Below are 23,084 nucleotides of genomic sequence, written 5' to 3'. Positions count from 1 at the left end.
AGGGATGAGCAAGGCACGCACCGGGGTCTATCCCGGCACCTTCGACCCGCTGCACAACGGCCACATGGACGTGATCCGCCGGGCGACCGCGCTGGTGGACCGGCTGGTCATCGCCTGCGCGATCAATGTCGGCAAGGAGCCGCTGTTCCCGCTGGAGGAGCGGGTCGCGATGATCCAGGCCGAGGTCGCGGCCCTGCCGGAGAACGGCACGCGCATCGAGGTGATCCCGTTCGAGACGCTGCTGGTCCATTTCGCGAAAGAGCAGGGGGCGCAGATCGTGGTGCGCGGCCTGCGCGCCGTGTCCGACTTCGAGTTCGAGTTCCAGATGGCCGCGAACAACAAGCGCCTGGCGCCCAAGCTGGAGACGGTCTTCCTGATGGCGTCCGAGCACTGCCAGTGGATCTCGTCGCGCTTCATCAAGGAGATCCACGGGCTGGGCGGCGATGTGTCCAGCTTCGTCAGCCCGCAGGTGCTCGGGCGGCTCGACCAGCGGCGGGGGCGCGGCTGAAGCCTTGCGCATCACCGAGTTCGACTTCGAGCTGCCCGAAGGGGCGATCGCCCAGGCGCCGGCCGAGCCGCGCGAATCGGCACGGCTGCTCCATGTCGCCGACCGGCTGGCCGACCTCCATGTGTCCGACCTGCCGGGCCTGCTGGAGCCCCGCGACCTCCTGGTCCTGAACGACACCGCCGTCCTGCCGACCCGCTTCTTCGGCAGCCGCGGCGAGGTCCAGGTCGAAGTCACCCTGGTCCGCCCGGAAGGGGAGGATGGCTGGTGGGGCCTGGCGCGGCCGGGCAAGCGGCTGCGGCCGGGCGACCAGGTGCAGCTCGCCAGCGAGCTTCGGGCCGAGGTGGTCCGGAAGGACCCGGACGGGCTGGTGCTGTTCCGGTTTGCCTGTGGCGGCCAGGAGCTGATCCGCCGGATCAAGGCGGAAGGGCGGATGCCGCTGCCGCCCTATATCCGCCGGCCGCGCGGCGGCGACCCGCTGGACGACCAGGCCTACCAGTCCGTGTTCGCCAGGCGCGACGGCTCGGTTGCCGCCCCCACCGCGTCGCTGCACCTGACGCAAGCGCTGCTCGAAACGATCCGCGCCAAGGGCGTGCCCATCGAGTTCGTCACCCTCCATGTCGGCATGGGCACCTTCCTGCCGGTCAAGGTCGAGGACACCGACGACCATGTGATGCACGCCGAGTGGATCGAGCTGCAGGAGGACGCGGCGGCGCGGATCGAGCGGCATCGCCGGGAAGGCGGGCGGGTGGTCGCGGTCGGCACCACCGCGCTGCGCACCCTGGAAAGCATGGTCCGCCCCGACGGCACGCTCGGCCACGGCACGAAGGACACGAGCCTGTTCGTCACGCCCGGCTACCGCTTCGGCGTGGTCGACCGGCTGCTCACCAACTTCCACCTGCCGCGCAGCACGCTGTTCATGCTGGTCTGCGCCTTTGCCGGCATGGCGCGGATGAAGGACGCCTACGCCCACGCCGCCGCCACCGGCTACCGCTTCTTCAGCTACGGCGACGCCTCCCTCCTCGAACGCAACGACCCGAGCCCGTCTTGACCGAATTCCGCCACGAGACCGTCGCCACGGACGGCGCCGCCCGCGCCGGCATCCTGCACACCGCCCACGGGTCCGTCCCGACCCCCACCTTCATGCCGGTCGGCACCGCTGCCACCGTCAAGGCGATGACGCCGGAGATGGTAACCTCCACCGGTGCCGGCATCGTGCTGGGCAACACCTACCACCTGATGCTCCGCCCGGGTGCCGAGCGGGTCGGCCGCCTGGGTGGCCTGCACCGCTTCATGAACTGGCCAGGGCCGATCCTGACCGATTCCGGCGGCTTCCAGGTCATGTCGCTGGCCAAGATCCGCAAGCTCACCGAGCGCGGCGTCACCTTCGCCTCGCATATCGACGGCAGCCGCCACGAGCTGACCCCGGAGCGCTCGATCGAGATCCAGCACCTGCTGGACGCCACCATCACCATGCAGCTCGACGAATGCCTGCGCCTGCCGGCCGAGCGGCATGAGGTCGAGCGGGCCATGGAGCTGTCCTTGCGCTGGGCGGCCCGCTCCAGGGACGCCTTCCAGAAGCGCCCCGGCTATGCGCTCTACGGCATCGTCCAGGGCGGTACCGAGCCTGAGCTGCGCCGCCGCTCTGCCGAGGGGCTGCGGGAGATCGGCTTCGACGGCTATGCGGTGGGTGGCCTCGCCGTGGGCGAGCCGCAGGCCGAGATGTTCCAGACCCTGGACGCGACCGTGCCGTTCCTGCCTGGCGACCGGCCGCGCTACCTGATGGGCGTGGGCAAGCCTTCCGACCTGGTGGGCTCGGTCATGCGCGGCATCGACATGTTCGACTGCGTGATGCCGACGCGCTCCGGCCGCACCGCCCAGGCCTTCACCCGGCGCGGCACCGTCAACCTGCGCAACGCCCGCCATGCCGACGATCCGCGCCCCCTGGACGAGACCTCGGACTGCCCGGCCGCGCGCGACTATTCCCGCGCCTACCTCCATCACCTGGTCCGCAGCGACGAGATCCTGGGTGCCATCCTGCTGACCTGGAACAATCTCTGGTACTACCAGTCCCTGATGCGCGGGATGCGCCAAGCGATCGTCGAAGGCTGCCTCGCCGACTGGGCCGCCCGCTTCGCCGAGGAGCAGGCGCTGGGCGACCTGCCGCCCTGGACCGGCTGAGCCGCCAGCCTGACCTTTAGGTCAGCTTCACCCCTCATGCAGAATTGCTGCGGTTGTCTGTCGCACCGCAGCCATTAAGCCCGTCCTGCGTTGTGCGGCAAAGAACAAGGGGGGGAGTAGCCATGGCGCAGGACCGTCGCGGTTTTCTGGCGTCGCTGTCGGCAGCGGCACTGATCGGCAGCGGGATGGCGCCGGCGGCCCGGGCGGCCGATCCCGATACGCTCACCCTGGACTGGGCCTACTACAACCCGCTGAGCCTGATCCTGCGCGACCGGGGCATCCTGGAGGAGCGGCTCGAGCCGCGTGGCATCGCCGTGCAGTGGGTGCAGTCGCTGGGCTCCAACAAAGCGGTGGAGTTCCTGAACGCCGGCAGCATCGCGTTCGGCTCGACCGCGGGTGCGGCGGCCCTGCTCGGCCGCGTCGCCGGCGCGCCCTTCCGCACCGTCTATGTCTATTCCCAGCCGGAATGGACCGCGCTCTTGACCCGGCCCGATACCGGGATCGGCAAGGTCGCCGACCTGAAGGGCCGCAGCGTCGCGGTCACCAAGGGCACCGACCCCTATGTCTTCCTGCTGCGCTCGCTTCAGGGTGCCGGCCTCACCCAGAACGACGTGCAACTCGTCCTGCTCCAGCACGACCAGGGGCGGCTCGCGCTGGAGCGCGGCGACGTCGACGCCTGGGCCGGGCTGGACCCGATGATGGCGCAGTCCGAGCTGGAGGCCGGCTCGCTCCTGTTCCACCGCGACCCGGGCCTCAACAGCTATGGCGTCCTGAACGTCCAGGAGGAGTTCCTGGCCAGCTCCCCCGACCTGGTGCGCGAGGTGCTCTCTGCCTACGAGCAGGCGCGCGAGATCGCCAAGGCCGAGCCCGACGCGCTGGCGGCGCTCCTGGTGAGCGCGGCGAAGCTCTCGCCCGAGGTCGCCGCCCGGCAGCTCGAGCGCACCGGCCTGGACGAGTCCTGGCCCGAGCAGCGCCATGTCGAGACGATCCAGGGTGCCGGCCTGGCCCTGCAGGAAGCCGGCATCATCGCGGCCGATGTCGACGTGGCGGCCACCACCGCGGAGCTCGTCGACCTGCAGGCGGTCGCATCGCTGCGCGGCCAGGGCTGAGCCCGTGGCGACCATCCTGGCCCGCACCGCCGCGCCCGGCAGCCGGGCAAGATGGCACCCCTTCAGGCTGGGCCTGCCGTTCGCCGGCATCGCCCTGCCGGTGCTGCTGGCCCTGCTGCTGGAGCTGGGTGCCGCCACCGGCTGGCTGCAGAGCCGCTTTTTGCCGCCGCCCAGCCGGATCTTCGCGACGCTCGCCGGCCTCTGGACCACCGGCGACCTCGCCGGCCACATCCTGATCACGCTCTGGCGGGTGGCGCTGGGCTTCCTGTTCGGCGCGCTGGCTGCGACCGTCTTGGGCATGGTGGCCGGGGCCTCACCGCTCTGGCGCCGCTGGGTCGACCCGACCCTCCAGGGCCTGCGCAGCATCCCGTCCATCGCCTGGGTGCCGCTGTTCATCCTCTGGTTCGGCATCTTCGAGACGCCCAAGATCGTGCTGATCGCACTCGGCGCCTTCTTCCCGGTCTATCTGTCGCTCTCCACTGCGCTCCGCGAGGTCGACCGCAAGCTGGTCGAGGTCGGCCAGGTCAACGGCTTCGACCGCCTGACCATCCTGCGCCGGATCATGCTGCCGGCAGCCCTGCCGGGCTGGGTGGTCGGCCTGCGCGGCGGGCTGGCGCTGGGCTGGATGTTCGTGATCGCGGCCGAGCTGATGGGGGCCAGTGCCGGCGTCGGCTACCTGCTGCTGGACGGGCAGATGACCGGCAATGCCGCGCAGATCGTGGGCTGCCTCTGCCTGTTCGCGCTGCTGGGGCGCCTGTCCGACCTGGTCCTGGTGATGCTCGCCCGGCCCTTCATGACCTGGCAGGACAGCGTGGCCGAGCGGGAGCAGATCGCATGAGCCAGTTCCGCCTGGAAGTCGTGCAGCGCGCGTTCGGCGAGCGCGTGGTGCTGAACCGGCTTTCCCTGTCGATCGCCGAGGGCGAGGCGGTGGCGGTGGTCGGGCGCAGCGGCTGCGGCAAGAGCACGCTGCTCCGCCTGCTGGCCGGCCTGGACCGGCCGGACGCGGGCCGGGTCACGATCGACGGCACGCCGGTGACGGGGCCGCGGCCGGACGTGGCGGTGGTGTTCCAGGAGCCGCGCCTGCTGCCCTGGCTGGACGTGCTGGGCAACGTGATGGTCGGCCTGGGCGGGCGCGGTAACCGCGAAGAGGCCCGGGAGCAGGCATTGCGGGCGCTCCGGCGGGTGGGCCTGGCGGAGGCTGCGGCGAAGCTGCCGAAGACCCTGTCCGGCGGCATGGCGCAGCGGGTCGGCATCGCCCGCGCACTGGTGCGCCGGCCGCGCCTCCTGCTCCTGGACGAGCCGTTCTCCGCGCTGGACGCGCTGACCAAGATCGAGCTGCAAGGGGAGCTGGACCGGATCCGGGCGGAGGACGGGCCGGCGCTCCTGCTGGTGACCCACGACCTGGAGGAGGCCGCGGCGCTGGCCGACCGGGTGGTGGTGCTGGAAACGGCACCCGCCGGGATCGTGCTGGACCTCACGATCGATCTGCCCCATCCCCGCAACCGCCGCTCCGCCGCCTTCCAGGCGATCGAGGCGCGGCTGGCCCGGGCGCTGGGTGGCGCGGACGCGGCAGAGGACGATGCAGGGATGGAGCGAGCAGCATGAACGGTGACGAGTTGCGGGCGATGCAGGCGCCGCTGAAGGACCGCTACCGGTCGGAGCCGGAAGCCGCCCTGGTAACGCTCAGGGCATCCGGCAGCCTGGACGGCGAGGGCATTGCCTGCCGGGTCGAGACCGGCCGTGCCCTGGTCGAGGCCGGCCTGCATCCCGCCACGGGCGGCAGCGGCCTCCAGGCCTGCTCCGGCGACATGCTGCTGGAGGCGCTGGCCGCCTGCGCCGGCGTCACCCTGCGCGCGGTGGCGACGGCGCTGGGCATCACCCTGCGCGGCGGCGAGGTCCAGGCCGAGGGTGACCTGGACTTCCGCGGCACGCTCGGCGTGGACCGGACCGCCCCGGTGGGCTTCCAGGCGATCCGGCTGCGTTTCCGGCTCGACACCGACGCGGACGAGGCGACGCTCGCCAAGCTCCTGCAGCTGACCGAGCGCTACTGCGTGGTGCTCCAGACGATCGCGACCCCGACGAAGGTGGACGCGACGGTCGCCACCGCCTGAACATCGGCAGCACCCGCCCGGAACTCCTGGGCGGGTGCGCCTGCGTCATGGCTACATTGCACACATACTCTACGTTATATGTGTAAAAACTACGCGGCGGGAACCGATGTTTCTGGTTGACGGAACGGCCTGGCTTGTCGATCCATCCGCCAGAAAATTTCCTGCGAGCCCCCATGCCGCGTCCTATCCATCGCCTGCCGCCGCTCAACGCCCTCCGCTGCTTCGTGGTGGCGGCCAAGCATCTGAGCATCAGCCGTGCCGCCGAGGAGCTGTTCGTCACGCCCGCGGCGGTGAGCCAGCAGATCAAGCAGCTGGAAGACCATCTGGGCTGCCTCCTGTTCCGCCGCACCGCCCGATCCCTCCTGCTCACCGACGAGGGCCAGGCCTGCCTGCCCGGCTTGGCCGAAGGCTTCCAGAAGCTCTCCGAGGCGCTGGACGAGATCGAGCTCCTGCAAAAGGGCGGGGTGCTCACCGTGTCGGTGGCCCCCTCCTTTGCCGCCAAGTGGCTGATGGGCCGGCTGGAGGACTTCCAGGAGCAGCATCCCGACATCGACGTCCGGATCTCCGCCTCCAACCAGATGGTCGACTTCGCCAGCGAGGATGTCGACTGCGCGATCCGCTACGGGGCTGGCAACTACTCGGGCCTGGAGACCGACCACCTCCTGTCCGAATCGATCGTGCCGGTGGCGGCACCGGCACTGATCGAGCAGGCGGGCATCCGCGAGCCGCAGGATCTGGCGGGCGTGCCGCTCCTGCACGACGACGGCCCGGAGCGGGATGCGAGCTGCCCGGACTGGCCGATGTGGCTGAAGGCGGCGGGCGTGCGCGATGCGGACGGCAAGCGCGGCCCGCGCTTCGACCAGTCGGCCCTGGTGCTGGAAGCGGCGATGGCCGGGCGCGGCGTGGCCTTGGCCAAGGTCCGGCTGGCCGAGCACGATCTGGAGGCCGGGCGGCTGGTGCGGCTGTTCGATCTGGAGCAGCCGTTGCGCTTCGCCTATTTCCTCGTCTGCCCGGCGCGCAAGGCCAAGCTCGCCAAGGTCGCCGCGTTCCGCACCTGGCTGCTCAGCCATACCCGCGAAACGGAAGGCGGCCCGCATCCGGCCCGGGTGGCCGCTTCGGCCTGAAGCGGCCTGGCCGTTCATTCCGAAGCGCAAGGCAGGGCTGATGGTCCATCCGCTGCAGAAGTTGATCAATGGATTCGAGCGGTTCCGGTCCGAAGGGATCGATGACCCGCATCTGTTCTCCCGGCTCCTGGAGGATGGCCAGAAGCCGGAAGTGATGGTGATCGGCTGCGCCGACAGCCGGGTCGACCCGGGCGTGGTCACTTCCTGCAAGCCGGGCGAACTGTTCATCCTGCGCAACGTCGCGGCGATCGTGCCGCCCTACGGGCCGGACGAGCGGCCGCACGCCGCCTCCGCCGCGATCGAGTTCGGCGTCCGCCGCCTGTGCGTGAAGCATATCCTGGTGCTGGGCCACCAGGCCTGCGGCGGCATCCGGGCGCTGGCCGAGGGCACGGTCGGGCTGGAGTTCATGGCGCCCTGGGTGGGCGTGATGGACGATGCCCGCCGGATCGTCGCCGGCAGCGGCCTGGAGCCCAAGGCCCAGCTCCTGCTCCTGGAGCAGGCCGCCGTGCTCGGCAGCCTGCGCAACCTGCTGACCTTCCCCTGGATCGAGCAGCGCGTGGTCCGGGGCGAGCTCACCCTGCACGGCTGGTGGTTCAACCTGGCGGAAGGCCGGCCCATGGCCTTCGACCCGCTGCACCAGCGCTTCGTGCCGCTCACCGACACGATCCGGCCGATCGACCACCGGGTCGACGTGACCGCGACCGGCCGTGCCGCCCCGCTCTCGCTGGAGGGCTTCGTGGCCCGCGCCGTGGCAGATGCCGGCATGGCGCCGTTTCCTGGGGCCTGAGCGGCCGGCGCATTTGAGCGGATGGCTTTTGCCTGTGGCTCGTGTAAGCGCCTTGGCGCATGGCTGACGACGAGTTCGAGATCGACTGGGTGAGGGAGGAGCGCACCGGCGTGGCCGAGGCGGTCCTGTGTGCGCCCAAGTCCGACGAGCAGATCCGCGCGATCCTGCGCCAGGCGCAGGAGGCACGGCACCGCCTGTTCCTGACCCGGCTGGGGCCGGAGCGGTTCGGCCGGCTGCCCGCCGACCTGCGCGCCGAGCTCGACTACGACCCGGTCTCGCGCACCGCCATGCTGGGCGGCTCCGCTCCGGCCGGCCCGGCCCGGGTGGCCCTGGTGGCCGCCGGCAGCTCCGATCTGCCGGTCCTGCGCGAGGCCGAGCGGACCCTGGCCTTCCATGGCCGTGCTGCGCACCACGTGGTCGATGTCGGCGTGGCCGGGCTGCACCGGCTGCTCCGGCGGATCGACGAGCTGCGCGGCTTCGACGTGATCCTGGCCTTCGCCGGCATGGAGGGCGCCCTGTTCACCGTGCTGGGCGGGCTGGTCGACGTGCCGGTGATCGCGGTGCCGACCTCGGTGGGGCTGGGCGTGGGGCAGGGCGGCCGCGTGGCGCTCCAGTCAGCCCTGTCGAGCTGCGCCCCCGGCATCACCGTCGTGAACATCGACAACGGCTTCGGTGCCGCCTGTGCCGCGGTGAAGCTGCTCAACCTCGCCGACCGCGCCCATCCGCTCCGCGGCGTCCGGGCCACCGCGCACTGAGCCGATCGCGGCGCCTTTGCACTTGCGCCTGCCGGTCCAAGCGGTTCTTTCCCAGTTCGGACCGTGCTCGGGAGATCGGAATGAGCCAGCTGCGTGACGACGCCTTGGACTACCATGCGCGGCCCGTGGCCGGGAAACTAGAGGTTCGTGCGACCAAGCCGCTCTCCACCCAGCGCGACCTGTCCCTGGCCTACAGCCCGGGCGTGGCTGCCGCCTGCGAGGCGATCGCGGCGGACCCGCAGGAGGCGGCCAGGCTCACCTCGCGCGGCAATCTCGTGGCGGTGGTCACCAACGGCACCGCGGTGCTGGGCCTGGGCTCGATCGGGGCGCTGGCGTCCAAGCCGGTGATGGAGGGCAAGGCGGTCCTGTTCAAGAAGTTCGCCGGCATCGACGCCTTCGACATCGAGCTGGACGAGCACGACCCGGAAAAGCTCTGCGACATTGTCGCGGCCCTGGAGCCCACCTTCGGCGCCATCAACCTGGAGGACATCAAGGCGCCGGAGTGCTTTCTGATCGAGCGCAACCTGCGCGAGCGCATGCGCATCCCGGTATTCCATGACGACCAGCACGGCACCGCGATCATCGTGGCAGCCGCGATCGCCAATGGCCTGGTCCTGGTCGGCAAGCGCATCGAGGAGGTCCGGCTGGTCTGCAGCGGGGCAGGGGCGGCGGCCCTGGCCTGCCTGGATCTCCTGGTGGCGATGGGCGTGCGGCCCGAGAACATCACGGTCACCGACATCGCGGGCGTGGTCCATGAGGGCCGCAACGAGCTGATGGACCCGTGGAAGGCCAAGTGGGCGCGGCCGACCGCGGCCCGCACGCTGGGCGACATCATCGTCGGCGCCGACATCTTCCTAGGGGTGAGCGCCGCCAACGTGCTCAAGCCCGAGATGCTGGCGGCCATGGCGGACCGGCCGATCGTCCTGGCCCTGGCCAATCCCAACCCCGAGATCCCCTACGAGCTGGCCAAGGCGACCCGGCCGGACGCGATCGTGGCGACGGGGCGGAGCGACCATCCCAACCAGGTCAACAACGTCCTCTGCTTCCCCTACATCTTCCGTGGCGCCCTCGACGTGGGTGCCACCACCATCAACACCGAGATGGCGCTCGCCTGCGTGCGGGCCCTGGCCGACCTGGTGCGCACCACCACCCCGGAGATGGTGCACCTGGCCTACCAGACCGAGTACCTGTCGTTCGGCCCGGAGTACCTGATCCCCAAGCCCTTCGACCCGCGCCTGGTGGTGGAGCTGCCGGTGGCGGTCGCCAAGGCGGCGATGGAGACCGGGGTGGCGAGCCGGCCGATCGAGGACCTGGCCGTCTACCGGGCGAGCCTCGACCAGAAGGTCTACAAGTCCGGCCTGATCATGCGCCCGCAGATCAACCGGGCGAAGGCCAGCCTGCAGCGCCTGGCCTTCACCCATGGCGAGGAGGAGCGGATCCTGCGCGCGGTGCAGGTGGTGGTCGAGGACAAGATGGCCCGGCCGATCCTGATCGGTCGGCCGGACGTGGTGCAGGCCCGGATCGAGCGCTACGGCCTGCGGCTCGTCCAGGACCGCGACTTCGACCTGGTCAACCCGTACTCCGACCCGCGCTACAACGACTATGTCGCCTTCTACCGCGACCAGATGGGCCGGCGCGGCGTCACCCCGGAACTCGCCCGCGAGGTGGTGCGCACCGAACCCACCGTGATCGCCGCGATCATGGTGGCGCGCGGCGAGGCGGACGCGATGATCGCCGGCCCGGTCGGCCGGTTCATCGACCATCTGCGCGACATCCAGGACGTGATCGGGATGCGCCCGGACATCCGCGAGGCATCCACCGTCCACGGCCTGGTCCTGGACCGGGGCGTGCTGTTCCTGGCCGACACCTATGTGAGCGACGCGCCGACGGTCGAGAAGATCGTCGAGACCACGCTGGCGGCCAGCCAGGCGGTCAAGCGCTTCGGCATCGAGCCCAAGGTGGCGCTGATCAGCCACAGCAATTTCGGCAGCCGGGAATCGCCTCAGGTCAGGATCATGCACGACGCGCTGACGGCGATCCGGGCCCGCGCGCCGGGCCTGGAGATCGACGGCGAGATGCATGCGGACAGCGCCCTGATCCCGAGCCTGCGCGACAAGATCCTGCCGGATTCGACCCTTACCGGCGAGGCCAACCTCCTGATCATGCCGGGCCTGGATGCCGCGCACATCGCCTACAACCTGGTGAAGGCGGTCACCGGCTGCGTCTCGATCGGGCCGATCGTGCTGGGGCCGCGCCTGCCGGCCCATGTGGTCACCCCGTCGGTGACTGCCCGGGGCATCACCAACATGGCGGCGATCGCCTGCGCCGAGGCCATCGCGCTCCGCCAGGGCGAGGCCGGATGAGCGGTGCCGAGGAGGCCCGCGCCTCCCAGAGCGAGGGCATCGACGAGGCGGCGGTGGCCGGGCTGGCCAATGCGGTCGGCCGGGCCGACCGGGAGGCCGTGCTGGAATGGCTGGCGCCGCTGCACCCGGCCGACCAGGCGGCCCTGCTCCATGCGCTGAGCTACGACGAGCGCCGCCAGGCGGTGGCGCTCGGTGCCGAGGTGCTGGAGCCCGAGACCCTCAACTGGCTGGACGGCGACGTCCGCGACGAGGTGGTGGACGCGCTGGGGCCGAAAGCCGCGGCCGCGGCCCTGTCCGAGTTGGAATCCGACGACGCCGTCGAGATCATCGAGGATCTGGCCGAGGAGGACCGCACCGCGATCCTCCTGGAGATGGGCCCGGCCGAACGCGCCCAGGTCGAGCAGGCTTTGTCCTATCCCGAGTACACCGCGGCGCGCCTGGTCAAGCGCGACAATGTCGTGGTCCCGGACTTCTGGACGGTCGGTCAGACCATCGACTACTGCCGCGACCATGGCGAGAGCCTGCCCGAGGAATTCTGGGACATCCTCATCGTCGACCCGAAGATGCGGCCGGTGGGGCAGGTCCATGTCGCCGAGGTGCTGCGCTCGCGGCGCGACGTCACCATGCGCTCCTTGCGCCTGAAGGAGCAGGTGCTGATCGAGGCGATCACCGACCAGGAGGAGGTCGCCCGGATCTTCCGCCGCCACGGGCTGAACTCGGCACCGGTGGTGGACGCGGCCGGCCGGCTCATGGGCGTGGTCACGCTCGACGACATCCTGGAGGTGGTCGAGGAGGAGGCCGAGGACGACCTGCTCCGACTGGGCGGCGTGATCGACAGCGACCGCTATGCCGGTGCCTGGCGCACCACGCTGAACCGGCTGCCCTGGCTCGCCATCAACATCGTGACCGCGCTGATCGCCTCCATGGTGATCGGCCGCTTCGAGGAGTCGATCGACAAGCTCACGGCGCTGGCCGTGCTCATGCCGATGGTGGCGAGCATGGGCGGCAATGCCGCGACCCAGGCGCTGACCGTGACGGTGCGGGCGCTGGCAGTCGGCGGCCTTGGCCGGCGCGAGGCCTGGCGGCTGCTCGCGAAGGAGGGTCTGGTCGGGCTGTTGAACGGCAGCGCCTTCTTCGTCATCGCCGTGGCGACCGCCTTTTTGTGGTTCTGGCAGGGCGAGCTCGCCCTGGTGTTCGGCATCGCCATGTTCCTGAACCTGGTGGTGGCGGGCGTGGTCGGTGCCGCCATCCCGATCGGCCTGAACCGGCTGAAGCTGGACCCGGCCATCGCCTCCACCGCCTTCGTCACCACCACCACCGACGTGGTAGGCTTCCTGACCTTTCTCGGCCTTGCCACCATCCTGCTCCTCTGAAGGAGTTCACCCGGAGGTCGCCGATGCTCGATCATGCCCTGCCCGAGGAGATCCAGGCGCTGCGCGACCTGGTCCGGCGCTTCGCGAAGGAACGGATCGAGCCGCTGGCAGCATCCATCGACCGCGACGACCGCTTCCCGCGGGAACTCTGGCCGGAGCTGGGCAGGCTGGGCCTGCTCGGGATGACCGTGCCGGAAACCGAAGGCGGTACCGGTCTCGGCTATCTCGCCCATGTCGTCGCCATGGAGGAGATTTCCCATGCCAGCGCGTCGCTGGGCCTGTCCTACGGCGCCCATGCCAATCTCTGCGTGAACCAGCTTCGCCTGAACGGCACGCCCAAGCAGAAGGCAAGGTTCCTGCCGGGCCTGATCGACGGCAGCCAAGTGGGTGCGCTCGCCATGTCCGAGCCGGATGCGGGCTCCGACGTGGTGGCGATGCGCACGCGCGCCGAGCGGGTGGAGGGCGGCTTCCGCCTGACCGGGCAGAAGATGTGGATCACCAACGCGCCCGAGGCCGACGTGCTGATCGTCTATGCCCGGACGTCGCCCGGGCCCGGTCCCAAGGGCATCACCGCCTTCATCGTCACTCGCGACACGGACCGCTTCAGCGTCGGCGCCAAGCTGGACAAGCTCGGCATGCGCGGCTCGCCCACCGCACCTTTGCATTTCGAGGATGCCTTCGTCCCGGACGAACAGGTGCTGGGCGAGGTCGACCGCGGCGTGCGCGTGCTGATGTCCGGCCTGGACTATGAGCGGATCGTGCTGGCGGGCGGGCCGCTCGGCATCCATCAGGCGGCCTATGACCTGGCGCTGGACTATGCCCGCAGCCGCAAGCAGTTCGGCCAGCCGATCGGCGCCTTCCAGCTGATCCAGGGCAAGCTCGCCGACCTCTACACCCGGCTGCAGGCATCCCGCGCCCTGGTCTATGCGGTGGCCCGCGCTGCCGATGCCGGAAGGACCAGCCGCGAGGATGCCGCCGGCTGCCTGATGTTCGCTGCGGAAGCGGCCACCGCTGCGGCACTGGACGGCATCCAGATCCTGGGCGGAAACGGCTATACACGTGACTACCCGGCCGAGCGCCTGCTGCGGGATGCCAAGCTCTACGAGATTGGCGCCGGCACCTCGGAGATCCGCCGCTGGCTGATCGGCCGCTGCCTGACCGGGCTGGATGGCTGATGAAAGCACCGATCGACTTCTTCTTCGAGTTCGCGAGCCCGTACGGCTATCTGGCCTCCTTGCGGATCGACTCCATCGCCGCCGCCTATGAGCGTGAGGTCGTGTGGCGGCCGATCATGCTGGGTGCGGCGTTCAAGGCGTCCGGCTCGGTGCCCAATGCCCAGGCACCCTTGCGCGGCCCCTATTTCTTCCACGACGTGCCGCGCAGCGCCCGGCTGATGGACGCGCCACTGGTCATGCCGCCCACCGTGCCGATGAACTCGCTGGCGGCCTCCAGGACCTATTGGTGGCTGTTCGACTCCGATCAGGACATCGCCCGCGGCTTCGCCCAGGCTCTGTTCCAGGCGCACTGGGGCGAGGGCCGCGATATGTCGACCGTCGACCAGGTGCTGGAGGTCGCCGGCACGTTCGGGATCAGCGCCGACGAGCTTCGCGCGACCCTGGCCGATCCCGGCGTCAAGCAGCGCCTCAAGGACGAGACCGACCGGGCGATCGGTGCCGGCGTGTTCGGCTCGCCCTTCGTCATCGTCGACGGCGAACCCTTCTGGGGCGCCGACCGCCTGGACCAGGTCGAGCGCTGGCTGGCCACCGGCGGCTGGTAGCCCCTGGCCCATCGCTTCGTATAAGGGAGAGGCACGGGGAGACGGGCGATGCAGGTCACGATCGATCAGCTGGAGCCGGAGGTGGTGGCGGCGCTGCAGCGACGTGCGCAGGCGGCGGGCCGCTCCCTCGAGCAGGAGCTGCGAGAGATCCTTCTAAGCGCCGCCAGGGACGCACCCGCCGACGAGCCCGGCCGCGAGAAGGTCGATGCCGAAAAGGCGGAAGCCTGGGTCGAGCGGCTGCGTGCCGTGCGCCGGGAGTTGTGGGGCGAGCGGGTCTTGCCGGACAGCGCAGAGCTCATTCGCCAGATGAGGGATGAGCGCACGGCATGGCTTGCGGGCGGCTATCGTGATTGACCGCCTGGTCGTCAAAACGAGTATCGCGTTCAACTCGGTCCATCCGGAAGAGGATAGCGAAGCAGCGCAAGGGCTCGGGCATCACTGTCGGCTGCATGCTGATCCACGCTTCAGCCGAATGTTCGCCACTTCGCATCATGCCGGCCAGGTCGAGGCGCTGGCGGAACTGGCCCCGTGACCATCCTCCGCTCCACCCTCGACCCGCACTCCCCCACCTTCCAGGCCCGCACCCGGCACAACCAGGTCCTGGGCGCTACCCTGCGCGCCCGTGCGGCCGAGGCGGCAGCAGGCGGTGGCCGAGCCGCCCGTGCCCGCCACGAATCCCGCGGCAAGCTGTTCGTCCGCGAGCGGATCGACCGGCTGCTCGACCCGGGCTCGGCCTTCCTGGAGATCGGCCAGCTCGCAGCGCGGGACGTCTACGACGATCCCGTCCCGTCGGCCGGGCTGGTCGCCGGGATCGGCCGGATCGAGGGCCGCATCTGCATGGTGGTGGCCAACGACGCCACGGTGAAGGGCGGCACCTACTACCCGCTCACCGTGAAGAAGCACCTGCGTGCCCAGCGGATCGCACGGGAGAACCGGCTGCCCTGCGTCTATCTGGTCGACAGCGGCGGCGCGTTCCTGCCCGCCCAGGACGAGGTCTTTCCCGACCGCGAGCATTTCGGCCGGATCTTCTACCACCAGGCCCGCATGTCCGCGGAAAACATCCCGCAGATCGCGGTGGTGATGGGCTCCTGCACCGCGGGCGGCGCCTATGTCCCGGCCATGGCCGACCTCGCCGTGATCGTCCGCAACCAGGGCACCATCTTCCTGGGCGGCCCGCCTTTGGTGAAGGCCGCCACCGGCGAGGTGGTGAGTGCTGAGGAACTGGGCGGGGCCGAGATGCACACCCGTGTTTCCGGCGTGGCCGACCAGCTGGCCGACAACGACCTCCATGCGCTGGACCTCGCCCGCGCCGCGGTGGCGGCCCTGGCCCCGCCACCACCGCCGTCACCCGCGGCCGTGCCGGAGCCGCCGCTCTACCCGGCGGACGAGCTGTACGGCCTGATCCCGGAGGACGTGCGCGAGCCCTGGCCGGTCCGGGAGCTGCTGGCGCGCATCCTGGACGGCTCGCGGCTGGACGAGTTCAAGCCGCGCTTCGGCCCGACCCTGGTGACGGGCTTCGCCCATCTGTGGGGCATGCCGGTCGGCATCCTCGCCAATGACGGCATCCTGTTCGCGGAGAGTGCCGCCAAGGGCGCCCATTTCATCGAGCTGTGCTGCCGGCGCCGCCTCCCGCTCCTGTTCGTCCAGAACATCTCCGGCTTCATGGTCGGGCGCAGCTACGAGGAGGGCGGCATTGCGAAGGAGGGGGCGAAGCTGGTGCATGCCGTGGCCTGCGCCGAGGTGCCGAAGATCACCCTCATGGTCGGCGGCAGCTTCGGCGCCGGCAACTACGCCATGGCCGGCCGGGCCTACGACCCGCGCTTCCTCTGGGCCTGGCCGAACGCGCGAATCTCGGTGATGGGCGGCGAGCAGGCGGCCACCGTGCTGTCCACCGTGCGCCGCGACGCCATCGAGGCCAAGGGCGGCAGCTGGACCGCGGAGGAGCAGGCCGAATTCGAGGCGCCGATCCGCGCCCAGTACACCCGGCAGGGCGACCCCTACCATGCCACCGCGAGGCTCTGGGACGACGGCATCATCGACCCCGCCGACACCCGCCTTGTCCTGGCCCTGTCCCTCGCCGCCACCCTGGCCGCACCGGTCCCCGAGACCAGGTTCGGCGTGTTCCGGATGTAGGCCCATGACGCTGCGCTGCGAACGTGACGGCCCGGTCGTCACCCTGACCCTCGACCGAACGGAGCGGCGCAACGCCCTGGACGAGGCGCTGATCGCGGCACTGCACGAGCGCTTCGCCGAGCTGGCCTTCGACGATTCCGCCAGGGTGGTGGTGCTGCAAGGCGAAGGCCCGGCTTTTTGCAGCGGCGCCGACCTCGACTGGATGCGCCGTGCCGCCGCCTTCTCGCCCGAGGAGAACCAGGCCGACGCCACCCGGCTGTGCGAGATGCTGGTGGCCTTCGACCAGCTGCCCCAGGCGACGATCTGCCTGGCCCATGGCGCCGCCATGGCCGGGGCGCTGGGCCTGGTCTGCGCCGCCGACATCGCCCTTGCCGCCGAGGGCACGAGGTTCGGCCTGACCGAGGTGCGCCTGGGCCTGGTGCCGGCGATCGTGGCGCCGTTCGTCCTGCGGGCCATGGGCCCCCGCCAGGCCCGGCGCTGGTTCCTCACCGCCGAGCGGTTCGATGCGGCTGCAGCACGCGAGCTCGGCATCGTCCACGAGGTCGTCCCGCCCGACCGGCTACAGGCCCGTGCCGCCGAGCTTGTCGCCGAACTCCTCCAGGGTGCTCCCGGTGCGATCGCCGAGGCCAAGCGGGTGGTGGGCCTGGTCGCGGCCAGCCCCCAGGGCGGCAGCCTGCTGGCCGGCGCCACCGTCCAGGCAATCGCCGCCCGCCGCGCCACCGCCGAGGCGCGCCAGGGCATCGAGGCCTTCTTCGCCAAGCGCCCCCCCTCCTGGACACCCGGCGGATGAGGAAGCTGCTGGTCGCCAACCGGGGCGAGATCGCCTGCCGGATCTTCCGGACGGCCACCGCCATGGGGATTCGCACGGTGGCGGTGTTCGGCACGCCCGACCGCGACGCCCGCCACGTGGCCCTGGCCGACGAGGCGATCGACCTCGGCGGCGAGAGTGCTGCCGACACCTATCTCTCGATCGACCGGCTGCTCGCCGCCGCCCGCCGCAGCGGCGCCGACGCGATCCACCCCGGCTACGGCTTCCTGTCCGAGAGCCCGGCCTTCGCCGAAGCCGTCGCCACGGCTGGCCTGACCTTCGTCGGCCCCTCGGCCGTTGCCATGGCGAAACTCGGCTCCAAGGCCGCCGCCCGCAGCCTCGCCGCCTCCCTGGGCATCCCGGTCGTGCCGGGTGACGACGGCGCCGACCAGACCCGCCTGGCCGAGGCGGCAGAGCGGGTCGGCTTCCCCCTGCTGGTCAAGGCCGCGGCCGGCGGCGGCGGGCGCGGGATGCGGGTGGTGCGGGAGGCCGGTGAGCTGACGGAGCTGCTGGCTTCTGCCCGGGCCGAAGCCGCGGCCGCATTCGGCGATGGCACGCTGATCCTGGAGCGGCTGGTCGAGCGGCCGCGCCATGTCGAGGTCCAGGTCCTGGCCGACCGGCACGGAAGCGTGGTCTCCCTGGGCGAGCGCGACTGCACCCTGCAGCGCCGGCACCAGAAGGTGATCGAGGAAGCCCCGGCCAGCTTCCTGGACGAGGCGACGCGCACGGCCCTGGGCGAGGCCGCCGTCCGCCTGGTCGCGGCCACCGACTATGCCGGTGCTGCCACCGTCGAGTTCCTCCTGGACCCCACGGGCTCCTGGCATCTGATCGAGGTCAACACCCGCCTGCAGGTGGAGCACCCGGTCACCGAGCTGGTCACCGGCCTGGACCTGGTCGCCTGGCAGCTGCGCATCGCCAGCGGCGAACCGCTCCCCGCCGACTGGCCCCCGCCGGCTGTCGGCCATGCCGTGGAGCTGCGCATCTGCGCCGAGGACCCCGCCCACGATCTGCGCCCGACCACCGGCCGGGTCAGCCGGCTGGAGCTGCCGGCCGATGCGCGGGTCGACCATGGCCTCGCCCTGGGCATGACGGTCGGCGCCGAGTTCGACAGCCTGCTCGCCAAGCTGGTCGTGCACGGCCGGGACCGCACCGATGCGCTGGCCAGGGCCACCGCCGCGCTCGGCTCGGTGGGCATCGGCGGCATCGTCACCAACATCCCGCTGCTGGACGCCATCCTGCGCCACCCCGACTTCCAGGCGCAGCGGATCGACACACGCTGGCTGGAGCGGGTCCTGCCGGATCTGGAGCGCGACCCGGAGCCCACGGCGGAGGAACTGGCCATCGCCGCGGCAGCCCGGGTAACCGCCAGGCAGCACGGTGCTGCCGACCCCTGGTTCCAAGGCGCGCCCTGGCGCCTGAACCTCGTGGCCGAGGAAACGGTGCGCTTCCGGGCCGGCACGGTCCGGGTCCGGCACCTGCGGGACGACGTCGAGGTGCAGACCGGTGACACGATCCGGCGGTTCCGGCTATCCTGGACGGATCTGCCCGGCGAGGTCGCGATCGAGGCGGACGGTTATCGCCGCCGCATGAAAATACGAAACGAACCCGAGAGCGTGGTGCTGGTGGAACGAGGCGTGCGGCTGCGCCTTGAGGACAATGCCGGCGCGACGTCGGAAACGATCGACGAGTCGGTGGTCCGTGCCCCCCTGCCGGGCCGGGTGGTGCAGGTGCGAGCCGAGGTCGGGATGGAAGTCGAGAAGGGCCAGCTGCTGGCGGTGCTGGACGCCATGAAGATGGAGCACCGGCTCCTGGCCCCCTGCGCCGGCCGGGTGGCCCAGGTGGCGGTCGCCGAGGGCGACCGGGTGGTGTCCGGGCAGATCCTGGTGGAGCTGGCGCCGTGAGCCTCGACCCGCTGGCAGGCGTGCCGCCGGAGGTCCGGATCGTCGAGGTCGGCCCGCGCGACGGGCTGCAGAACGAAACTCGCCTGCTGGGCGTCGAGCAGCGCATCGCCATGATCCGCGGCCTGGCCGGTGCGGGCCTCTCCACGATCGAGGCCGGCGCCTTCGTCCGCTTCGACCTGGTCCCCGCCATGGCCGGCAGCGATGCGGTGCTGGAAGGGCTGCGCGACCTGGAGGACGTGCGGCTGCCGGTCCTGGTGCCGAACCGGCGCGGCCTGCGCACCGCGATCGATGCCGGTGCCCGCGAGGTGGCAGTGTTCGCCGCGGCCAGCGAGACCTTCTCGCAGCGCAATGGCGGGGCGGGGATCGAGGCGACGCTCGCCCGGATCGACGAGGTCGCCGCCAAGGCCAAGGGTGCGGGCCTGGGCCTGCGCGGCTACCTGTCCTGCGTGGCCGGCTGCCCGTTCGAGGGCGAGGTGCCGGTCGCCCGCGTGGTCGAGATCGCCGAGGCGCTGGCCGGCATGGGCTGCGGGGAGATCTCGCTGGGCGACACGATCGGCATCGGCACGCCCGCCCGGATCGCCGAGGTGGTCCGGGCCTGTGCTGCCAGTGTCGGGATCGACCGCCTCGCGATCCACGCCCACGACACGATGGGCCAGGCCCTCGCCAACGTGCTGATCGCCCTGGAACTCGGCGTGCGGACGGTGGACAGCAGCGTAGCGGGCCTGGGCGGCTGCCCGTTCGCCCCGGGTGCCGCCGGCAACCTCGCGACCGAGGACCTGGTCTATCTGCTGGAAGGGCTGGGCGTGCGCCACGGCGTCGAGTTCGACCGGCTGGTGGCGGTAGGGGAAACGGTCACGGCCCTGCTCGGCCGCGAGGGCAGCAGCCGCGCGGCCGCCGGCCATCGTCGCCGCAACGCCAGGGCCGCCTGACACCGGGCCGCCATTGTGCACAGGCCCCGACTGGCGTCCAATCGCTGCGGAACCTGCCTGCGGAGATGCCGTGATGGCGCTGACGCCGATCCTGACCGAGCTGCCGCCGATCGACCCGTCGCTGCTGCGCGAGGCGATCCGGGCCAGCTATCACGAGGACGAGGACGCGGCCGCCGCCCGCCTCCTTTCCCGGGTCTCGTTCACGCCCGAGCGCCGCCAGCGCATCACCGCCCAGGCCCGCGCCATGGCCGAGAAGCTGCGCAAGGATGCGGTGGCGGCCGGCGGGGTCGAGGCGTTCATGCACGCCTATGCGCTGGACACCGAGGAGGGCGTGGCCCTGATGTGCCTGGCCGAGGCGCTGCTGCGCGTCCCCGACGTCGAGACCGCCGACCTTTTGATCCGCGACAAGATCGGCGACACTGACTGGCAGAAGAAGGTCGCCGCGTCGGACAGCTTCCTGATCAATGCCTCGACCTATGGCCTGATGCTGACCGGCCGGCTGCTCAGCCTGGAGGACAGCGGCCAGGGCTTCGTCCACCGGATCTCCCGCATGGTCGGGCGGCTGGGCGAGCCGGTGATCCGCGAGGCGCTGAAGCAGGCCATGAAGGTGCTGGGTCACCAGTTCGTGCTGGGCCAGACCATCGACCAGGCGGTCGGCCGGGCGAAGTCCGCCGAGCGCCAGGGCTATCTCTATTCCTACGACATGCTGGGCGAGGCCGCGCGCACCGACGAGGACGCCCAACGCTACCTCGCCAGCTATCTCCACGCGCTGGAGCGCGTGGCCGCGGGTGCCGCACCCCAGCCCGACCTGTTCCGCCGCCCCTCCCTCTCGATCAAGCTCTCCGCCCTCCATCCGCGCTACGAGTACGCCCAGCACGGAAGGATCATGGCCGAGCTCCTGCCGCGCCTGGCCCGCCTCCTCCAGCGCGCCCGCGAGCTCGACGTGGCCGTCACCATCGATGCCGAGGAAAGCGACCGGCTGGAACCCTCCCTCGACCTGCTGGAGCAGCTCGCCGCCTCGGAGCCCATGCGCGGCTGGAACGGGCTGGGCCTGGCGGTGCAGGCCTACCAGAAGCGCGCCATCCACGTGATCCCGTGGCTGGCCGACCTCGCCAGCCGCACCTCGCGGCGGATCCCGGTACGCCTGGTCAAGGGCGCCTACTGGGACGGCGAGGTGAAGAAGGCCCAGACCATGGGCTATGCCGACTATCCGGTGTTCACCCGCAAGGTTACGACCGACGTCTCCTATCTCGCCTGCGCGAAGGAGCTGTTCGCCGGCGGCGATGCCTTCTACCCGATGTTCGCCACCCACAACGCGCAGACACTCGCCGCCATCCTGGATCTCGCCGGCAACAATCGCGGCTTCGAGTTCCAGAAACTGCACGGCATGGGCGACACGCTCTATGGTGATCTGGTGAAGGCCGAGCGCCTGCCGGTACCTTGCCGGGTCTATGCCCCGGTCGGTAGCCACAAGGACCTCTTGCCCTACCTGGTCCGCCGCCTCCTGGAGAACGGCGCCAATTCCAGCTTCGTCCATCAGGTCGTCGACCGCCGGGCATCGCTGGAGGCGCTGATCGCCGACCCGGTCGAGCGGCTGCGCGGCTTCGCCAGCAAGCGCCACCCGGCCATCCCGCGCCCCGCCGACATCTATGGGCATGAGCGGCGCAACAGCGAGGGCATCGACCTCTCCGACCCGAAGGCGCTGGCCGAGCTGGCACGCCGGCTGGCGAGCCTGCCGGCCGGCCGTGCAGCCCCGGGCGTCGAGAGCCGCGAGCCGCCCCGCCCGGTCTGCGACCCGGCCGACCGGCGCCGCGAGGTCGGCAGCGTGGTGTTCGCTGATGCTGAGGCCGCCGAACGCGCCATGGCGCTGGCCCATCGCGGCCAGCCTGCCTGGGAGCGCCGCCCGGTCGAGGAGCGCGCCGCCCTGCTGGACCGCGGCGCCGACCTGTTCGAGCGGCACCTGGCTGAACTCGTGGCTTTATGCGTCCGCGAAGCCGGCAAGACCGTGCTGGACGCGATCGCTGACGTGCGCGAGGCGGTGGACTTCCTGCGCTACTACGCGGCCGAGGCCCGCCGCCTGCTGGGCCGGCCGACGGAGCTGCCGGGCCCCACCGGCGAGCGCAACCTTCTGTCCCTGCACCCCCGCGGCGTGTTCGTGACCATCGCCCCCTGGAACTTCCCGGTCGCGATCTTCGTGGGCCAGCTCGCTGCCGCCCTGGCCGCCGGCAACAGCGTGGTCGCCAAGCCCGCCGAGGCGACCTCGCTCACCGGCCAGCTCTGCTGCGACCTCCTGCACCGGGCCGGCATCCCGGCCGATGCACTGGTGTTCCTGCCGGGCGAGGGCGGGGTGGTCGGCAAGGTACTGGTGACCGACCCGCGCTGTGCCGGCGTGGCGTTCACCGGCTCCACCGCCACCGCGTTTGCGATCAACCGCGCCATGGCCGCGACCGACCAGCCGCTGCGCCCGCTGATCGCCGAGACCGGCGGGATGAACGCCGTGGTGGTGGACAGTTCCGCCCTGCTGGAGGCGGTGGTCCAGGACACGCTGGACGGCGCCTTCCGCTCGGCCGGCCAGCGCTGCTCCGCGCAGCGCGTCCTGTTCGTCCAGGACGAGATCGCCGATCGCGCCATCGAGATGCTGACGGGGGCCATGGCCGAGCTCACCGTGGGCGACCCCGGCCAGCTCGCCACCGATGTCGGCCCGGTGATCAACGGCAAGGCGCAGGACAAGCTCATGACCCACGCCCGGCGCATGGAACAGGAAGGCCGGCTCTTGTACCGCGCCAGGCTGGACGAAGCCTGCGCCCACGGCACCTTCGTCCCGCCCATGGCCTTCGAGATCGACCGGATGTCGCGGCTGACCGAGGAGGTGTTCGGCCCGATCCTCCATGTGGTGCGCTGGCAGGCCGGCCACCTCGACCGCGTGGTCGATGCCGTGGCCGCCACCGGCTACGGCCTGACCTTCGGCGTTCATTCCCGGATCGACGAGACCGTCGAGACCCTGACCTCGCGGGTCAAGGCCGGCAACATCTACGTCAACCGCAACATCATCGGTGCCGTGGTCGGCACCCAGCCCTTCGGCGGCGAGGGCCTGTCCGGCACCGGCTTCAAGGCCGGCGGCCCCCACTACCTCCTGCGCTTCCTCACCGAGCGGACGCTCACGGTGAACACCGCCGCAGTCGGTGGTAATCTCCAGCTCATGGGCGCCCTGAAGGACGAAGCCTGATC

General features: G+C 71.0%; 21 protein-coding genes. All 21 read left to right on the top strand.

All coding sequences use genetic code 11. The annotated features are described in order from the left end of the window. Nucleotides 1-4 precede the first annotated feature (4 nt). The 21 genes from coaD to putA all read left to right on the top strand — a co-directional run bounded on the left by coaD (nt 5) and on the right by putA (nt 23,082). The gene (gene coaD / locus HLA95_RS04315; protein WP_191059853.1) at nt 5-508 is read left to right on the top strand and encodes a pantetheine-phosphate adenylyltransferase; all 504 of its coding nucleotides are present in this window, start codon (nt 5-7) and stop codon (nt 506-508) included. 4 nt (nt 509-512) lie between these two features. After that, nucleotides 513-1,556, top strand: coding sequence for a tRNA preQ1(34) S-adenosylmethionine ribosyltransferase-isomerase QueA (queA, locus tag HLA95_RS04310; protein WP_191059852.1), 1,044 nt, complete (start codon nt 513-515; stop codon nt 1,554-1,556). After that, nucleotides 1,553-2,686, top strand: coding sequence for a tRNA guanosine(34) transglycosylase Tgt (gene tgt / locus HLA95_RS04305; RefSeq protein ID WP_191059851.1), 1,134 nt, complete (start codon nt 1,553-1,555; stop codon nt 2,684-2,686). Before queA ends, tgt begins: the two co-directional genes overlap by 4 nt. Nucleotides 2,687-2,808: 122 nt before the next feature. Next, a complete protein-coding gene (locus HLA95_RS04300; protein WP_191059850.1) occupies nt 2,809-3,795 on the top strand; it encodes an aliphatic sulfonate ABC transporter substrate-binding protein in 987 nt (328 codons plus the stop codon). Nucleotides 3,796-3,799: 4 nt separating this feature from the next. Continuing rightward, the gene (locus tag HLA95_RS04295; protein WP_191062607.1) at nt 3,800-4,633 is read left to right on the top strand and encodes an ABC transporter permease; all 834 of its coding nucleotides are present in this window, start codon (nt 3,800-3,802) and stop codon (nt 4,631-4,633) included. Next, nucleotides 4,630-5,400: an ABC transporter ATP-binding protein gene (locus tag HLA95_RS04290; protein WP_222182566.1), complete on the top strand. Its 771-nt coding sequence runs from the start codon at nt 4,630-4,632 to the stop codon at nt 5,398-5,400. Before HLA95_RS04295 ends, HLA95_RS04290 begins: the two co-directional genes overlap by 4 nt. Then, nucleotides 5,397-5,906, top strand: coding sequence for an OsmC family protein (locus HLA95_RS04285; RefSeq protein WP_222182564.1), 510 nt, complete (start codon nt 5,397-5,399; stop codon nt 5,904-5,906). Before HLA95_RS04290 ends, HLA95_RS04285 begins: the two co-directional genes overlap by 4 nt. Before the next feature lie 173 nt (nt 5,907-6,079). Beyond that, nucleotides 6,080-7,030, top strand: a complete 951-nt coding sequence (locus HLA95_RS04280) for a transcriptional regulator GcvA (RefSeq protein ID WP_222182562.1) — start codon at nt 6,080-6,082, stop codon at nt 7,028-7,030. Between the two features lie 40 nt (nt 7,031-7,070). Then, on the top strand, nt 7,071-7,817 hold the full coding sequence (locus HLA95_RS04275; RefSeq protein ID WP_191061847.1) for a carbonic anhydrase: 747 nt from the start codon (nt 7,071-7,073) through the stop codon (nt 7,815-7,817). Nucleotides 7,818-7,876: 59 nt separating this feature from the next. After that, on the top strand, nt 7,877-8,572 hold the full coding sequence (gene larB / locus HLA95_RS04270; protein WP_222182560.1) for a nickel pincer cofactor biosynthesis protein LarB: 696 nt from the start codon (nt 7,877-7,879) through the stop codon (nt 8,570-8,572). An 80-nt stretch (nt 8,573-8,652) separates the two neighbouring features. Beyond that, nucleotides 8,653-10,935, top strand: coding sequence for an NADP-dependent malic enzyme (locus tag HLA95_RS04265; protein ID WP_191061627.1), 2,283 nt, complete (start codon nt 8,653-8,655; stop codon nt 10,933-10,935). Continuing rightward, nucleotides 10,932-12,308, top strand: coding sequence for a magnesium transporter (gene mgtE / locus HLA95_RS04260; RefSeq protein ID WP_222182558.1), 1,377 nt, complete (start codon nt 10,932-10,934; stop codon nt 12,306-12,308). Before HLA95_RS04265 ends, mgtE begins: the two co-directional genes overlap by 4 nt. A gap of 23 nt (nt 12,309-12,331) precedes the next feature. Beyond that, nucleotides 12,332-13,483, top strand: a complete 1,152-nt coding sequence (locus HLA95_RS04255) for an acyl-CoA dehydrogenase family protein (protein ID WP_191061711.1) — start codon at nt 12,332-12,334, stop codon at nt 13,481-13,483. Next, the gene (locus HLA95_RS04250) at nt 13,483-14,085 is read left to right on the top strand and encodes a 2-hydroxychromene-2-carboxylate isomerase (RefSeq protein WP_222182556.1); all 603 of its coding nucleotides are present in this window, start codon (nt 13,483-13,485) and stop codon (nt 14,083-14,085) included. Before HLA95_RS04255 ends, HLA95_RS04250 begins: the two co-directional genes overlap by 1 nt. Nucleotides 14,086-14,133: 48 nt before the next feature. Continuing rightward, complete coding sequence (locus HLA95_RS04245) at nt 14,134-14,439, top strand: FitA-like ribbon-helix-helix domain-containing protein (protein WP_191062128.1); 306 nt, start codon at nt 14,134-14,136, stop codon at nt 14,437-14,439. Beyond that, a complete protein-coding gene (locus tag HLA95_RS04240; protein ID WP_191062127.1) occupies nt 14,432-14,617 on the top strand; it encodes a hypothetical protein in 186 nt (61 codons plus the stop codon). The genes HLA95_RS04245 and HLA95_RS04240 overlap by 8 nt, the downstream gene beginning before the upstream one ends. Then, entirely contained in the window at nt 14,614-16,218 is a 1,605-nt protein-coding gene (locus tag HLA95_RS04235; RefSeq protein WP_222182554.1) for a carboxyl transferase domain-containing protein, read from the top strand. Before HLA95_RS04240 ends, HLA95_RS04235 begins: the two co-directional genes overlap by 4 nt. Nucleotides 16,219-16,222: 4 nt before the next feature. Beyond that, on the top strand, nt 16,223-17,008 hold the full coding sequence (locus HLA95_RS04230; protein WP_222182552.1) for an enoyl-CoA hydratase-related protein: 786 nt from the start codon (nt 16,223-16,225) through the stop codon (nt 17,006-17,008). Continuing rightward, nucleotides 17,005-18,927 (top strand): acetyl/propionyl/methylcrotonyl-CoA carboxylase subunit alpha, encoded by a 1,923-nt coding sequence (locus tag HLA95_RS04225; protein ID WP_222182550.1) that lies wholly within the window; start codon nt 17,005-17,007, stop codon nt 18,925-18,927. The genes HLA95_RS04230 and HLA95_RS04225 overlap by 4 nt, the downstream gene beginning before the upstream one ends. After that, nucleotides 18,924-19,856: a hydroxymethylglutaryl-CoA lyase gene (locus HLA95_RS04220; protein WP_223861672.1), complete on the top strand. Its 933-nt coding sequence runs from the start codon at nt 18,924-18,926 to the stop codon at nt 19,854-19,856. Before HLA95_RS04225 ends, HLA95_RS04220 begins: the two co-directional genes overlap by 4 nt. Before the next feature lie 73 nt (nt 19,857-19,929). After that, nucleotides 19,930-23,082, top strand: coding sequence for a bifunctional proline dehydrogenase/L-glutamate gamma-semialdehyde dehydrogenase PutA (gene putA, locus HLA95_RS04215; protein ID WP_222182548.1), 3,153 nt, complete (start codon nt 19,930-19,932; stop codon nt 23,080-23,082). Nucleotides 23,083-23,084: the final 2 nt, after the last annotated feature.

Source organism: Geminicoccus harenae, assembly GCF_019800005.1.
Taxonomy (GTDB): Bacteria; Pseudomonadota; Alphaproteobacteria; order Geminicoccales; family Geminicoccaceae; genus Geminicoccus; species Geminicoccus harenae.
The sequence above is the reverse complement of the archived record's forward strand: the minus strand, read 5'-3'. Positions and strand labels throughout refer to the sequence as shown.

What these genes read in the sequence shown, in the direction of transcription:
- HLA95_RS04225 (WP_222182550.1), top strand. Translation starts at nt 17,005, where the DNA reads ATGAGGAAGCTGCTGGTCGCCAACCGGGGCGAGATCGCCTGCCGGATC.
- HLA95_RS04285 (WP_222182564.1), top strand. Translation starts at nt 5,397, where the DNA reads ATGAACGGTGACGAGTTGCGGGCGATGCAGGCGCCGCTGAAGGACCGC.
- HLA95_RS04275 (WP_191061847.1), top strand. Translation starts at nt 7,071, where the DNA reads ATGGTCCATCCGCTGCAGAAGTTGATCAATGGATTCGAGCGGTTCCGG.
- coaD (WP_191059853.1), top strand. Translation starts at nt 5, where the DNA reads ATGAGCAAGGCACGCACCGGGGTCTATCCCGGCACCTTCGACCCGCTG.
- larB (WP_222182560.1), top strand. Translation starts at nt 7,877, where the DNA reads ATGGCTGACGACGAGTTCGAGATCGACTGGGTGAGGGAGGAGCGCACC.
- putA (WP_222182548.1), top strand. Translation starts at nt 19,930, where the DNA reads ATGGCGCTGACGCCGATCCTGACCGAGCTGCCGCCGATCGACCCGTCG.
- HLA95_RS04290 (WP_222182566.1), top strand. Translation starts at nt 4,630, where the DNA reads ATGAGCCAGTTCCGCCTGGAAGTCGTGCAGCGCGCGTTCGGCGAGCGC.
- HLA95_RS04245 (WP_191062128.1), top strand. Translation starts at nt 14,134, where the DNA reads ATGCAGGTCACGATCGATCAGCTGGAGCCGGAGGTGGTGGCGGCGCTG.
- mgtE (WP_222182558.1), top strand. Translation starts at nt 10,932, where the DNA reads ATGAGCGGTGCCGAGGAGGCCCGCGCCTCCCAGAGCGAGGGCATCGAC.
- HLA95_RS04280 (WP_222182562.1), top strand. Translation starts at nt 6,080, where the DNA reads ATGCCGCGTCCTATCCATCGCCTGCCGCCGCTCAACGCCCTCCGCTGC.
- HLA95_RS04250 (WP_222182556.1), top strand. Translation starts at nt 13,483, where the DNA reads ATGAAAGCACCGATCGACTTCTTCTTCGAGTTCGCGAGCCCGTACGGC.
- HLA95_RS04265 (WP_191061627.1), top strand. Translation starts at nt 8,653, where the DNA reads ATGAGCCAGCTGCGTGACGACGCCTTGGACTACCATGCGCGGCCCGTG.
- HLA95_RS04300 (WP_191059850.1), top strand. Translation starts at nt 2,809, where the DNA reads ATGGCGCAGGACCGTCGCGGTTTTCTGGCGTCGCTGTCGGCAGCGGCA.
- HLA95_RS04255 (WP_191061711.1), top strand. Translation starts at nt 12,332, where the DNA reads ATGCTCGATCATGCCCTGCCCGAGGAGATCCAGGCGCTGCGCGACCTG.
- HLA95_RS04230 (WP_222182552.1), top strand. Translation starts at nt 16,223, where the DNA reads ATGACGCTGCGCTGCGAACGTGACGGCCCGGTCGTCACCCTGACCCTC.